Here is a 14,173-nt window from a genome sequence, read left to right as displayed (position 1 = left end):
TTATATATACCTTTATCTTGCTATGGAAATATTCAGGTTTATGCCGAATGATGTATTGGTTGTGGGGTAGGAGGTCGAGGATACTATCGGGGTGTTGATCTGATGGTCGAAGAATGCTCCTATAGTGAGTCGTCTCGACATTATGTAGTTGGCTGCGAGATTGATGTTTATGGTGTGTGTGCCTGATGTGGCTTGTGTGTATGCCGTCTCGATACGGCGTATCAGAGCCTGTGTCTCTGCGAATGAAAAGTCTCCGTTGATTGTCAGATCATTAGATATGCCATGACCGGAACCTTTCATTTTCAGTACTGTATTGAATCCTATTATCTTGTAGCCAAGTCCTATGGTTACGCCTCTTTGGTTGGCTTCGACCACCTGTCCTGCCGAAGAGTTGAGTGTGAGTGTGCGTGCATCGCGGTATTCGGCAGAGATTGTCATATCATTCCTGAGGGTGGCTGTGGCTCCTATGAGCGGTGCGAATTTTTCGGTGATTGCTACAGATGAAATATTATATGGAGAGGATGGGATGGGTTTGCCGGTGAGCTCGTCCAGCGTGTAGCCGAGAGTCTCTGATCCTGGAGCCGCCGCCCAATTAAGGAATGAGGAGTAGGAACCTACGCTGTAGGTGCATTGGTAGGCATGATTGAGAGTGAAGGATTTGAATATGTCTTTCATCTTTCCTATATAGATGAGTCCGTCGTAGGTGACACGCCAGTTGGGAAGGGCATCGCTGAATGATGGGAATGGGGTGAGGTATTGTTTCATAGGATCAGTTCCGGAGTAAGCGGCAATAAATGCCGGGATCAATACATCACTCGATGTTGGGCTGACTTTCCCTACCTCCGGATTGAAAGGGTTTCCTGCATTGATGTTGTCCTGCATGAATCCTCCTGTCGGATAGCTCAGACCGCTGTATTGCTCCTCGAATCTGCGGGCCATTACAGGGATATTGCTTAGGAATTTGTCGAACGTTTCGGAGTGGTATCCGTTGGATGCGCTGAACCGCTTAAGCGCAGTACGCATTGCCATATGGGTCTTGGTATATGAGCCAGCCATTGTGGTTGGCATCCCATCGTACATGAATTGTACGGAATGTGTGCGGTTGTCTGTGCGGTTGGTGGTGAGAAGTATCCTGAGCCCTTTTATCGGTTCGAGGGTGAGTTCGATGTTCAGTTCGTGGGTATTTGCGAAATTTGCGGGTGATGTCTGTCCGTCGTCGGTGATCAGCCATCCTCGGTTGAGAGCCTTGTTGATGAAATTCTCTCCTGTAAAACCGAATGCGAAATCAAGTCCCGGAGCCATTGGTCCGTAACTGCGTGTCTGTCCTAATGCATTGCCTATGTCAGGACGGTACAATGGGATTGAGAGCGAGCGGGTGTTGCGGAATCGGAATGATGCGCTTCTTGGTGACATCAGCAGGCGTGTGCCGTACTCTGCGAGTTCTCTCCACACACCTTTTTGTTCCATCGGTGCCTCTTGGATGGAAATTTTAAGATTTTGGTTTCCTCGGGTGAGTATTGCGATATTGTTGGCATCTATCACTCGATGTGTCACTTTGAAAGGCTTTCCGTCAAGTGTGGTGGCTGATACTTTCAGTTTCTTGTTGCGGAGATTATGCCTGATAGTGATAGTCGTATCGGGATTGAGGGCGAATGTTCGCTCATATTTCTTTGGCTTTCGGGCTACAATCCTGGATTGTTTGGTCTGGAAACGTTGGTCCACAGCTTTTGTGAAAGTCCATTTGCGGTAGATGTTCTCGAAATTGATGCGTCCGTCAGCATTCCAGACGGCCTGGTTGGCAATGGAGTTGCCCATGGATATACCGTCGACTTCGGCTCCTCGGTCCCAGCGGTATATCGCATTGTAGGAGATGTTGCCTGTAAGCCAGTCGAGAGCGGGAATACGGTTGAACGGTGCGCGGTAATTTACAACGAACGACTGGTTATAGCTCCATGGTGTGCCGAGATGCAGGAGGCTTTGTATCACAGTGTCTTTCCACTCCTGATATTTATCCTTGAACAGTTTACGGTTCACTGCTCCCATTGTCTCTTCGATGCGGGCGGATGTGTTGGAGTTGAAATTGACGCTGAGAGATTTAGTGAAGTTCCATGTAAGTGAAAATCTTCTGTCCCAAATAAAGTTTTTGCTTACTGACACAGGTAACTTGAAATCGACATCGGTCTCTGACCTTGTCTGCATTTCGTAGTAGTAACGTGATATATTGGTGAGGAATGATATGTTGGTGGGGATATAGTTGAATTCCCAGTCCTTGAAAAATTTCAGATGTTTCGACTTGCTGTTGATAAATGATAATGGCTTGACCCCTTTGGCATAAGGCGAGTATGAGTATTGTAAGGAGCCTCGATAGTCATTGGTGTACTCATATTCAATGGTCGGGTCGTTCTTGGTCTGCTTATTGAATGAGAAATTGAATAAGAAGTTGGCAGGGTCCCATGGCATTGGGTTCTTGCTTTTGATATCGAATTTGAGCCCGGAGATTGCGAAGCTTTTGATGGTGGAGCGTTCTATAGCGTAGTCAAGGATGGAGTCTTTTTGGCTTTTTGTGACACATGCATCGATTGCATCGTCAAGTTTTACGTCCTGATCGAGCGGATTGTATTTTGGGGTTGTCTTTTCTTTGGTGACGGAGTAATATATAGGGGCACGCAGTTTTACTTTGTCAGGGAGGAAGCGTCCGGCGTCGACCTGCATGGCAAAGTTGTACTGTTCGTAATCGTCCATACGGCGGGCATTGAGCGGCTGGTCAACGGAGCCGAAGCCGGCTGTCTCGATGTGTGCTCCCATATTGAGAGTGGCGATATCGGATACTCCAAGGTTTATGTTCCCTTTTGCCGCCCATCCTCCGGAGTTATTGAATTCTGTGACTTTGAGCTCATTGATCCATACGGTGCCATCCTTTATTACAGGTGCGTTGTTGCGTACACCGATCAGCATCACCCGTATGTCGCTTAGCGATGGGTTTCCCATCACAGATATACGGTTGCGTTCGTTCTCCGGATCACGTGACGTATAAGCTATAGCGAAGCCAACACCTGGTTCGTTCTCGTTTTTTGCTCGGTTGCGCTCCTTTTTCAGATTTACAAGTGTCTGGAGATCAAAATCCATATAGTTGGCACGCGGCCATACGGTTGAACGGTCGCTGGGGGAATCGTCGGAGTAGTGACCAGGAGGGGTTAGTTCCAGTGGTATCTCATACTCGTAGTAGTTGGCTTTGACATCTGTGCCGAGGCGGATAAATACCGACATTTCTCCGTTGCGGAGGTTTGTGAGGTCATCTATGAGCTTTTCAGCATGTATCCACATCTGCATACGTTTATAGTTACGCAGATCAAGCATTGTGTTCTTGTATATACCTCGGGCATCACCGGCTTGAAGTCCCTCCACTTTCAGTGACAGCGATTGCTCGTTGAGTTGCACTATCTGACTTTGACCCGGATCGGTGATGCGGTTGACACCTGGAGGCAGCACATAATTGACCGGCTGCCGTTCGGAATTCTCCTCGATGTTGACCACTGACACATCGAGTTTCCCATCGGCAGGAGCGTCTCCGCGGTTGTTAAGATTGAAGTCGTATGGTCTCCACTCTCCCTTGACAAGTTCGAGTGTGGCGAATCGAAGATGTGTGGTGGATTTGAATCCGGTCATGAACATTCTGGCGAAACGTATAGTGGAGAAGTCGGATATGTTTCCGATAGCTTTCTCGTAGTCGCTCAGAGGTATCTTGAACTGATACCACACTACTTCCTGGGTAGAACCGTCATGGTTCACTACCGTAGACACCTGTTTGTCGGTGATATAGTTTTTGCCTACCTCAAGGTCCTCCGGGCGTATGGATATATGGTACTGGAAGTATCGTTCGTATTCGTTGAGAGTGTTGTCCTGATTTATGTCCTCGACATCCGGAAGAGCGCGTGACGACTGATACAGAGGGTCGGGAGCTTCATCGGGAGAAAGAGAGTTGCCCTCCACTCCGTTGTAACGTTTATATCGTTCGAGAACTCCAATGCGTTGTTCATCGTAGTCGTATCCGCGGAAGAAGTGGTAGTTGTCACCGGCTGGGTCATTGAATGGAGAGAAGGGGTCCTGCTTCATATCCTCGATGGTTGATGGGTCGAGGCGGGTGCGCAGTTCTTGCAGGTATTTTTCGTAGGAATGGAAAGTGAACTCATCTTCGTTTTTCAGTCCGTCGAGTCCGACATCCTGAATTGCGCGTGAGTATGTATTGTTGTCAAATGCATATGTCAGGGAGTTCTGTGTGGAGACGCGTCCCCAATTGGTTTCCTCCATAAACTGCTCATCACCATTGACTGGTATACCGTTTTCATAACTTTTAAGACCGTCCTTTAATATATCCTCGGATATCTCTCCGAAATTTATATAAAGGTCGCCGCCTGACAGGTTGTCGTTGTCCGGATCAAGAAATGGAGAAAGCATCCAGAACTGTACATATTCTATATTGGAGGCATCGAAGTTTGTATTGTCCATCCTGCGCATTATGCCTCCCCATCGTTTTTCGGGATTAAGAAGGTTGCCGTTTGCGTCAATATTGGTGGCATCGAGGTTGTAGGGTCCGCGTTCTGAGGGGTAGAATGAGAGGTTGAGCGTCTGAATGATGTTGGATTCGCCATAGGTGAGTTGTCTTCCTGGAAAGATCTCATGTGATGTGACCTCACGCACATATGGATTGTTAAGTTGTTTAGGATCGCTTTTTATGTACCCTGGACAAAGTGATGAGTTACGTTCGGTGAACATCCTGTCAATATAGTACCAGTTAAGCAAAGCCCTGTTTTTTCCATAGTCGACATTATTGCTCAATGCGGCTTCAGGAAACAGAGCTTTGCTGGATGGGTCATATGGTGTTGAGGATAGAAACCAAGCGTAAGGTGATCTCAGGTCTATGCCTATCTGGGTCGATTCGAAATCATCAATGTAGCTTGAACCCTTGTTTGAACCGTCCTTTTGAGCATTAGGTATCAGTCGGGCGAATTCAGCCTTTAATGAAAGAGTGGATGGCTGTGAAGCGTTGACTGTAGGTATCTTATTGAGCAGGTGGGTCAGCCACATGAATTTTGTGTTATACTGTGTGTTGAGACCCCATATTGTATTGTTGACAACCTCGTCTCCGATATTAACTTTTTCAGTAAGGGATTTTTCGGAGAAGTGCATGATGGTGGCTCCGATATTGAAATCCTTGCTGAATTTATAGTTCAGGTCAAGTCCGAGAAGAGTCTTGCGTTGGGTGGAAAAGAGCGACTGGTTTTCGAGGGTCACACTTATGCTTTGTCCGGAGTCGATGATGCTTTGATTGGTGATGGTGACTATGCCCATGGCATAGTCGACAGTATAGTCGCTGTTCTCATTAAGCACTATGCCGCCGGCAGTGACTATGACTGACCCTCTGGGAACATTCATGGCATTGAGGCGTATCTGTGAGCCTGAGGATGCCTGATAACTTCCTGTCAGGATAAATTTATTCTTGCTTGCAAACTGTTTTGCCACTACAAGGGTGGAGTCGTAAAGTTCCTGGTAGATGTATTTGTCAGCAAGTACCGGATCATTGATTTTTTCGGCAAGATTGCTTCCGAACGGCTCTACCACAGGGAATATCACTTTTCCTTGTGAAGCGAGTATGGTGTAACCGTCTATGAAGTCAAAGAATCCGTCAGGGTTGGATGCCTGGTTGGAATCCATGCGGTCGAGCCCCATAACCTGTAGGAGAGGTACTTTTGAAATCGAAGGTGCTGGGAGATAGTTGATTTCGATTCCTGTGGTGTCGCTGAGGTATTTTATATCGAATCTGAAATTCTGTCGTTGTACCTGATATGCTCCGAGAGAGTAGACATTTTTCATCATTAACTTCCATATAGGAAGCTTGGGATCGATGGTGGTCGATCTGAGCATCTTGAGGTATAGTGATTGATCGGTGGTGGTGATGTCGGCTGAGAATTCACCTACCTGGTAGGTATGACCGTTGTAGGTGTATTCATAAGCCACACCTAACACCTCATCGGAGTTGAGAGCATTGTTAAGTGAAATGTAGCCTAATGTGGAGTTTAGAGTGTATTCCGAAGAGGAGAGAAGACGTGCCGACTCGACCTTTTCGTAATCCTTGCCTCCTTCGATGCCGAAGGCAGCCAGAGGAGATAGAGCCTGGGTCACTGAATTGATGTTTCTCGCATCGGGATATTCTGTTTTTATTGTTGACAGGAGGTTATTGGAATTGTTGGACGGTACAGGAACAGCCATGTCAGGTATCCAATGATGGCTCGAAAGCACGCGGTTTTCCCCGAGGTCCGTAAATGCCACGAAGTTTCGGCTTTGGTCAAATCGGCTGTTCTTGTTGGTGATCCATACCTCGATGCGCGTGATGTTGATGCCTGAGGACACGAAAGGCAACCTTGAGGCGAAACTGTCGTAGTTGTCATGGAAATATTGACCCAAGAAGAAGTGTCTGTTCTGATCGTAGTCATCCGCTCTTATCTTGAAATCAGTGGTCTGCGAACCTCCTTTTGAACTGACCGATTTCGATTCGGAGTTCTGTTGCGATACTAAAGCAGTGGCAGTGAGTTTGCCGAACTGTAGTCTGGTTTTTATACCAAACAGAGCTGTGCTTCCTCGGATGAGCGATGAGCCTGTGGTCATTGACACATTGCCGGCTTCGATGGATTTTACTATGTCGTCCTCTTTGCCTTCATAGGCGAGTTTTATGTTCTTGGAGTCAAAGTCAAATGTCGCATCGGTATTGTAGGTCATATTGAACTTCATTCGGTCGCCTACTGTAGCCTGTATGGTTGCCTGTATCTTTTGGTCGAAATCGAAATAGGTTTTACGCCGGGAGTTGAGTGATAAGGCTAGATTGTCGGTTTTGTTGGATTTGACACCCATGGATAGATTGACCGATCCTTGAGTGCGCAGCCTCACTCCGCCAGGACCGAATATCTTTTCGAGAGGTCCGAGGGCGAAGTTCATGTCGAGGATATTGAATGGTTCTTTGGCTGGAGAGGTCACTGACTCGGTGTTGCGCATTCTGAAGTAGTTGCGCATCGACAGTCGGTTCTGCCATTCGTTGTATTGCTCGGGGGTTAGGTAAAACGGCGTAGTGACATCTGTCTCCCCTATGCGTGTGCGTATCACGTAACATCCGAGATCCGGATCATACTCGGCATAGGTCTTGAGGTTGGAGGGATTGGCGAGATCGGCGGCAAACTCGCTCTCCATTATGTCTTCGTACCGTTGTGGCACGGTCTGCTGCACAGGAAATGGCATCATTATCGAGTCAGCTTCATTGACTGACTGTTCCCCTGTGACAATGCATGCCGGAGGAGAGAACGGCGAGGAGGTCCTCTGCCGGTCAGGATTGGGAATGGTCCCGTAACTATGAAACGCAACCACCAGGAGCATTATAGCAATGCCCGAGGCGGCTGAGATAATAGTTGATATGTGAGTGGAGGGTTTCAGATTGTAGCGTAGTTACATTGTATAACAACGTGCTACAGCTTACTTTTATTTTATGGGCCACCACTAATATATATGGTCGTATGCTACATCATGGCAAGAGCCTGCTTGATGGCAGTCTCTACTTTGATGGCAGGATCGGCATCAAAGATTCGGCGCAGGGCTTTCTGTGATTGCGGACGAGGGAAGCCGAGGGCTGTGAGAGCAGCAAGAGCCTCTTCATATATCTCATTTGTGCCTCCGATGAGTGTCGGCGGCAATGAGGCGGAGGCTTCCGATGGTTTTATCTTATCCTTTAAATCAACGATTATGCGTTGGGCTGTCTTTGCTCCGATTCCTTTCACCCCTTTCAGCCTTGTGTGGTCTCCAGATAGGATTGTGCTTTCAAGGTCTGCTGGTGATATTGAAGAGAGTATCAGGCTTGCTGTGCTCGGACCTACTCCTGAGACCCCTATGAGCAGCCGGAACAGTTCGCGTTCTTTTGATGTGAAGAATCCGTACAGAGTCCATGAGTCTTCGCGTATCACCTCATGTAGCAGCAGCTTCACTTCTCCTTTGCAATTCTGAAGAGCCTCGAAAGTGTTGAGCGAGATGTTTATCATATATCCCATACCGCCGGTCTCTATTGACACGTAGGTGGGAGTATTCTCTGTAATTATGCCTTTGATGTATTCGTACATTATTGTTTTATTTGAAAGATGTAAGAGTGAGTGTGAAATTGTCGCGTGTAGGAAGAAGGATCGTGTCCGGATGAAATTCTGGTTTAGGGGCTGCCGTCCGGGCATGGTGCCATGTGAGGAGATAAGGAGTGGTGACAGAGAGGCGTGCCGCGATATGCATTGCTGTAACACCCATTGTACGGCGGAGGTTAAGTTCAATGCATGGGTGGAGATTCATTGATCCGTTCCTGTCACGATAGATCATCATGTCGATTCCGAGCCATCCTTGATAGTGTGGGGTGATCAGAGCGGTGAGTATGCGTTCAAGATTGGAGATGACAGTCGGGAGTGATAAAGATGATAATGATGCTCCTTGCGATGATGAGAATTTTTCTGCAAGATAATTGTATATGTATTCCTGTGGGGCGACGATATTACCGGTATATAATCCGCGTTGTTCGGCAAGGAAGAGTGACAGCCCGCGGAATTCAACTTTCGTGCCGTCACTATAGAACAGTGATGCAAAATCTGTTATCTTATCCAGTCCCTTTTCAACCATCACACTCCCTTGTCGGTTGATAATGCCTTGCACTCTGGTGCGTAGCACGTCGGACGGTAAGCCTGTGGTGCAGAACACTCCTCGTCCGCTGCATGACCATGGCGATTTGATGTATCTGCCCGGGGATTCTGACTCAAGAGCAAGTACACGGTCAGGATTGGTGACTTCTTCAGGTAGAAGGTTGTCGATGTCAAGTTCCTGTAGGATTATGATTGAGGAACGCCGGTGGCTGAGCCGGCGTAGTGTCGCTATTGTATCATCCGAAGGCAGGTTGATGTCGGCGATTCCGGCTGAACTGAACTGTCTGCGGGCATCTTCGCTCCAACCCCATGGCTGAGGATGCAGGTTGCTGGTGTCTGGTTGGTTTATAGAGCTGAGATTGCAGCTTAGGCCCCAATGCGATTTCAGCCATATGGCATCTTCGGCATAATCGGAGGGAGCGAGAATCATATCGTCGGTTTCCGACCACCATGCAGGTAATAGAGCCCCCGCCCTGTGGAGTGCTGCTGCATGGGGCGGGGGTGTGTAATGTCGGCATCCTATAGCGAGAGCGAGATCGTTCTCAGGATTGAATAGATTGATGTTTTGCTGATTCAATATGTAAGAATCGAGAGAGGGGAGAAGTTGGTACTTATTTCTTTGAAAGATTCATCTTCTTGGCGATGTCGGCAGGGATTGCGTCGCGGTGAACGAGTATATCGATGGTCTTGGCGAGGAAATAAGGCTCGGATACGTAGAAGAATCCTCCGTACTTATGGTTAGTGTCCCATGAGTTTTTCACTTTGTAGTAACGTGTGCCGTTCTGGTCAACAGCTTTGCCCATTATCACCATGCCGTGGTCATCGGTGGTCTCCTGAGTGTCGAACATTTCCTGACGCAGCTCCTGGGTCACAGTGATCTCCTCTCGTGGAGATTTTACTTCGTTAGCTTCCTTTTCACGATCCTTGTCGCTGAGTTTCACCCAGCGTGACAGTTCTGTGCCGGAGAGGTCTGCCTCGGTCTTTTTCTTTGGTATCACAGCAAATCCGTCAATCCATTTGAATCCGGGTTCGCTGACATCGGCGGCCCATGCTATGGAGTATCCTTTGTCGAGGGCATTATCCACAATGGCTTTCATCTCATCTAATGGCACATTGTGATATGTGGCCCACAGCCAGTTGTCGGCTACTTCGACAGGGAATTGTGTATAGAACGGATGATGAGTGAAGGATGTTACAGGCACATAGTCCGACATGTTGAGTCCGAGCATTTTGGCGAACGATTGCGGGGTATATGTCTTGCCTTCATATTGGAATGATTCGGGGACCTCTCCGAGATATGCGTCAAGCAGACCGTTGAAACCTTTACGCCAGGCTGTTGACTTTTTGCCTTTACGTTCTTTAACGGCAGATAGCAGTCCTTTGAGTGCAGGTTCGATCTCGCCATGGTCGTGTTTTGCCTCTCCGTACTCAAGACCTTTGTAGGCATCTTCAGGTACGATTCCGTAACGTTCTATGACATAGGGCACGTCGAGCACACTGCCACCCTGGGCGAAGTTGATGGTGCCGTCCATGCGGATATATTTGTCGGCTTTGTCGGCATAACAATGGCGCACAATCCACATTTCGCTTAGGTCATACTCTTTGCCTGTGACGCGGAGAAGTTCGTCCTCGAAGAATCCTATACCGGAAAAACTCCAGCATGTTCCTGATTTGTTCTGATCTTTGACCGGAGTGGTCTTATTGAGCTTTACATCAGTAAATTTGAAACCGGTGGTGTCATTCTTTTCGACATTTCCATCGGCATAGGCTCCAAGAGCCAATGTAGCCATAATGGCGGCTGAAATATACTTTTTCATTGACAGTGATAGGGTATTGAGATCTTAGAATAGGTTTTAGATACAACGCAAAGTTACACTAAAATTCGCTAAACAAGGAATATTTAATGAAAAAAGTTGTATCTTTGTCGACTGATAAATATAATTTTTTTCATCACTTTGAATATGAAACGTAGCCTCACAGCTTTATTGATAGCCTTTGTGGCATTTATAGCAGTACCGGTAGTCAATGCCCAGATGCGTTGGGGAGCATCGGCAGGAATCAATGTCAACAGTATGAAATTCAAGCAGGATCTGTTCCAGGTGAGCCAGGGTGTAGGCGAGTCACTTGGTGTCAGAGGTGAAATGATGTTTCCTGGCATTGGGTTCGGCATTGAACTTGGTCTTTACTATCAGCAGCAGGGCTCTACGCTCCATCTCGGAGACAAGAAGATATGGGCGTCACAGGGATATGGCAACGAGCGCATCTATCTGCATAATGTCTCCATACCTTTTAATCTTAAGTTCAAGTGGACCCGTATGCAAGGGCTTGAGGATTACGTAGCTCCCTTTGTGTTTGGTGGTCCTGTGCTTCAGATTCAGGCTGGTCACAGCAAGTGTGATGCGATAAAGTATTCCGGCGGAGATGTCGAACTGTGTGCCGGACTCGGATTTGAAGTGTTGAAGCGTTGGCAGATAGCCGCTTCCTATACATGGGGTATGACTTATGTGCTTAAGACTGTACAGCTTGATGACGTAAGTGCACGTAACCGCACATGGGATGTACGCTTGACTTATTTCTTCTGATCTAAACCGTCGATGGCTTTATTGTCCGGGGCATGGAGCTTGCAGGATAATTGGAGTCAGATGAGCGATAAAATAAGCGGAGACCGTAGATCTATCCAGAATCTATGGTCTCCGTTTTGTTTTAGATTGTTTTATTGTCTGTCGTGTTTATGCTTCGCCGTCGAGCCGAACGGCATCATTGTCGGATTTGATATTAGGTTTGTCAAGTCCGTAACCGTTGCGTGTGTCGAGCACTTTGAGCCATATGGCGAAGAATAGAGCGACAATGCCAAGCCCGGCGAAGAGCAGCATAGGATTGGTGTAATCGTATTGGGTGGGATCGGTCACTCCTTGGTTGGAAGCCTCAAGCATGGCTCCGAATATGATAGGAATGCCGAAAAGACCGATATTCTGAACCCAGAATATAAGTGAATACGCACTGCCGAGGTATCGTGAGTCCATTACTTTAGGTACTGAAGGCCATAGGGCAGCCGGAACGAGAGAGAATGATATGCCGAGCACTATGATTGTGGCAAGGGCGAGACCCTGGCTTGGGAACGCCGGCAGTGCGAGTGCGAATATGAGATGGCAGCAGATTAGCAGGAGTGAACCTATCATGAGCATAGTGGCACCGCGTCCCACACGGTCAAGGAAATATCCTAATGGCGGAGTGAGGCATAGTGCGCCGATGGGGAACCATCTTAGGAGGTCGGCAGCCTGAGTCTCCGAGATGTGTAGGTTGCACTGAAGCATGTTGGTGCCGAAACGCTGGAACGGGAATATTGCAGAATAGTATAGAACGCAGAGAAGTGCGATGATCCAGAACAGACGGCTCTTGAAAAGTCCTCCTACATCGCTTAACTTGAATTCCTCCTCTCCTTCACCGTTGGCTGAAGCTCCGAGTTGCTTGTCGAGGTTTGTGTCCATGAAAGTGAACACTACGTAGCAGATGAGGCCTATGAGGAGAAGCACAGTGCAGAACGCAACAGGAGGCACGACCGAAGGATCATTCTTGCCCATCCAGTCGGCGAGGCGAGGGGAGAGGGAGAGCACTGCGAATACGCCGAGACGGGCGATTGCCATCTCCACACCCATCGCGAGGGCCATTTCTTTGCCTTCAAACCATTTGGCTATGGCCTTGGATACTGTGATACCAGCCATTTCGCATCCGCATCCGAAGATTGTGAACCCGAATGCAGCAAGTTTGGCACTCCCCGGCATCTCAACCCACCATGAGCTTAGCCATTGGTCAAATGCTGATCCTGCGAATAGCGAGCTGATGGCATATAGCTTGATGCAGGCTCCTATAAACATCACTGAAGCAGATAATGTTCCGGTGAAGCGTACCCCCATTTTGTCGAGGATTATGCCTGCAAGGATAAGGAAGCCGAACACGTTGAGCATGTACTCGGCTCCGGCGTAGTATCCGAATGCTTCTGGTGACCATCCAAGCTTGGTGTTTACCAGTGACTGGAGTGGGGACATAACGTCGACAAACATGTAGCCGAAAAACATCATCGACGCAATGAGAATCAAGGCTGTCCACCTTGCCCACCATTTGTCGGAAATAAGCCGCTGTACGGCCTGGGTCTTTGTTTCCATTGGTTTGAATATAATTTGATTACTTAGTTAGTGTCACAAAATTAATCAAAATTATGAAAATTTCGAATTTAATGCTTAATTTCGTGCAATTAAAAATGTAATGAGTATGTCTTATCAGGAGCCTTATAACCTTGACCGCACGGTCAGACTTGTGATAAATTGTGTTATATTTATCTGTGCTGTATGGTTGGTGAACGTGCTTAAGGGTGTTCTGTTACCTTTTTTTGTGGGGTGTCTCATTGCTTATCTCTTAGAGCCGTTCGTTCAGTTCAACCGTGAGTTGCTAAGGTTGCGAGGGCGGGTTATTGCCACTTTGGTGACACTTTTTGAGATGACATTCTTTTTCACGATGCTATGCTATTTCATCTTCCCGATGATCATTCATGAGTCGGCTCAGATGGCATCCATGCTCAAGGCTTATGCGTCTACGGAACTCCATATACCGTTTGTTCCGGAGTCGTTGCATGCGTTTCTTCGCAGGTATCTTGATTTTGAGCTGATAGCATCCAAACTGTCACGCGAGGAGTGGACAAGGATGATTGAGGACGGTCTTTCGGCATCATGGTCGGTCATCTCAGGTTCGATATCTTTTGTGATGAGCATATTCAGCTGGGCTATAGTTTTGCTTTATGTTGTTTTCATCATGATTGATTATGAGCGCATATCCAAAGGGTTCCGTCACCTGGTTATGCCGAAGTACCGCAAGATTGTGTTTCGTATTGCTCGCGATGTGAAGATGTCGATGAACCGGTATTTCCGCGGTCAGGCATTGGTGGCATTGATTGTGGGTGTGCTTTTCTCGATAGGATTCCTTATTATAGGGCTTCCGATGGCAATAGTTCTCGGGATGTTCATAGGTCTTTTGAATATGGTGCCGTATCTTCAGCTTGTGTCGCTTCTTCCCACAACAGTTATATGCCTGGTGTGTTCAGTGAGCGGAGATGTGAGTTTCTGGACTCTGTTTTGGGAATGTATGGCTATATATATTATAGTGCAGGCGATACAGGACCTTATACTCACGCCTCGAATTATAGGTAAGGCTATGAGCATGAATCCTGCTATAATATTTCTGTCGTTGTCCATATGGGGCACACTTTTAGGATTGATAGGGCTGATTATTGCGATACCTCTTACTACACTCCTGCTTGCTTATTATGATGAGTATGTGATTAGGCATCTTGAGTCGGACGTTTCAGAAAAGGATGAAATATGTTAAATTTATGTTAAAATATGGTTGCGTGTTTGGCTGGTATTAAAAAAGTTTCTACCTTTGCAACGCAAAACAAAAAAGAAGCC

Annotated in this window: 7 protein-coding genes; 2 read left to right on the top strand and 5 right to left on the bottom strand. The window is 47.4% G+C overall.

All coding sequences use genetic code 11. The features are described from left to right. Positions 1-12: 12 nt before the first annotated feature. The 4 genes from sov to EZ315_RS01285 form a co-directional block, all read right to left on the bottom strand. Positions 13-7,413: a T9SS outer membrane translocon Sov/SprA gene (sov, locus tag EZ315_RS01300; RefSeq protein ID WP_242452465.1), complete on the bottom strand. Its 7,401-nt coding sequence runs from the start codon at positions 7,411-7,413 to the stop codon at positions 13-15. Positions 7,414-7,562: 149 nt separating this feature from the next. Next, positions 7,563-8,156: a Holliday junction branch migration protein RuvA gene (ruvA, locus tag EZ315_RS01295; RefSeq protein WP_135469942.1), complete on the bottom strand. Its 594-nt coding sequence runs from the start codon at positions 8,154-8,156 to the stop codon at positions 7,563-7,565. 7 nt (positions 8,157-8,163) lie between these two features. Further along, on the bottom strand, positions 8,164-9,291 hold the full coding sequence (locus EZ315_RS01290) for a hypothetical protein (protein WP_135469941.1): 1,128 nt from the start codon (positions 9,289-9,291) through the stop codon (positions 8,164-8,166). Positions 9,292-9,325: 34 nt separating this feature from the next. Beyond that, complete coding sequence (locus EZ315_RS01285) at positions 9,326-10,531, bottom strand: C1 family peptidase (protein WP_135469939.1); 1,206 nt, start codon at positions 10,529-10,531, stop codon at positions 9,326-9,328. Between the two features lie 144 nt (positions 10,532-10,675). Here EZ315_RS01285 and EZ315_RS01280 point away from each other — a divergent pair, with 144 nt between their 5' ends. Continuing rightward, positions 10,676-11,296 (top strand): outer membrane beta-barrel protein, encoded by a 621-nt coding sequence (locus EZ315_RS01280; protein ID WP_135469937.1) that lies wholly within the window; start codon positions 10,676-10,678, stop codon positions 11,294-11,296. A gap of 147 nt (positions 11,297-11,443) precedes the next feature. Here the strand turns inward: EZ315_RS01280 and EZ315_RS01275 are convergent, their stop codons facing one another. Beyond that, positions 11,444-12,877 (bottom strand): MFS transporter, encoded by a 1,434-nt coding sequence (locus tag EZ315_RS01275; protein ID WP_242452464.1) that lies wholly within the window; start codon positions 12,875-12,877, stop codon positions 11,444-11,446. Positions 12,878-12,977: 100 nt separating this feature from the next. Here EZ315_RS01275 and EZ315_RS01270 point away from each other — a divergent pair, with 100 nt between their 5' ends. Further along, positions 12,978-14,093, top strand: a complete 1,116-nt coding sequence (locus EZ315_RS01270; RefSeq protein WP_135469935.1) for an AI-2E family transporter — start codon at positions 12,978-12,980, stop codon at positions 14,091-14,093. The last annotated feature ends 80 nt before the right edge of the window (positions 14,094-14,173 follow it).

This window comes from Duncaniella freteri, assembly GCF_004766125.1.
In the GTDB taxonomy this organism is placed as follows: domain Bacteria; phylum Bacteroidota; class Bacteroidia; order Bacteroidales; family Muribaculaceae; genus Duncaniella; species Duncaniella freteri.
This window is presented reverse-complemented; position numbering and strand designations above follow the sequence as displayed.

Bases quoted from the DNA above. Each gene is read 5' to 3' on its own strand.
- EZ315_RS01275 (WP_242452464.1), bottom strand. From the start codon at position 12,877: ATGGAAACAAAGACCCAGGCCGTACAGCGGCTTATTTCCGACAAATGG.
- EZ315_RS01285 (WP_135469939.1), bottom strand. From the start codon at position 10,531: ATGAAAAAGTATATTTCAGCCGCCATTATGGCTACATTGGCTCTTGGA.
- EZ315_RS01280 (WP_135469937.1), top strand. From the start codon at position 10,676: ATGAAACGTAGCCTCACAGCTTTATTGATAGCCTTTGTGGCATTTATA.
- EZ315_RS01270 (WP_135469935.1), top strand. From the start codon at position 12,978: ATGAGTATGTCTTATCAGGAGCCTTATAACCTTGACCGCACGGTCAGA.
- ruvA (WP_135469942.1), bottom strand. From the start codon at position 8,156: ATGTACGAATACATCAAAGGCATAATTACAGAGAATACTCCCACCTAC.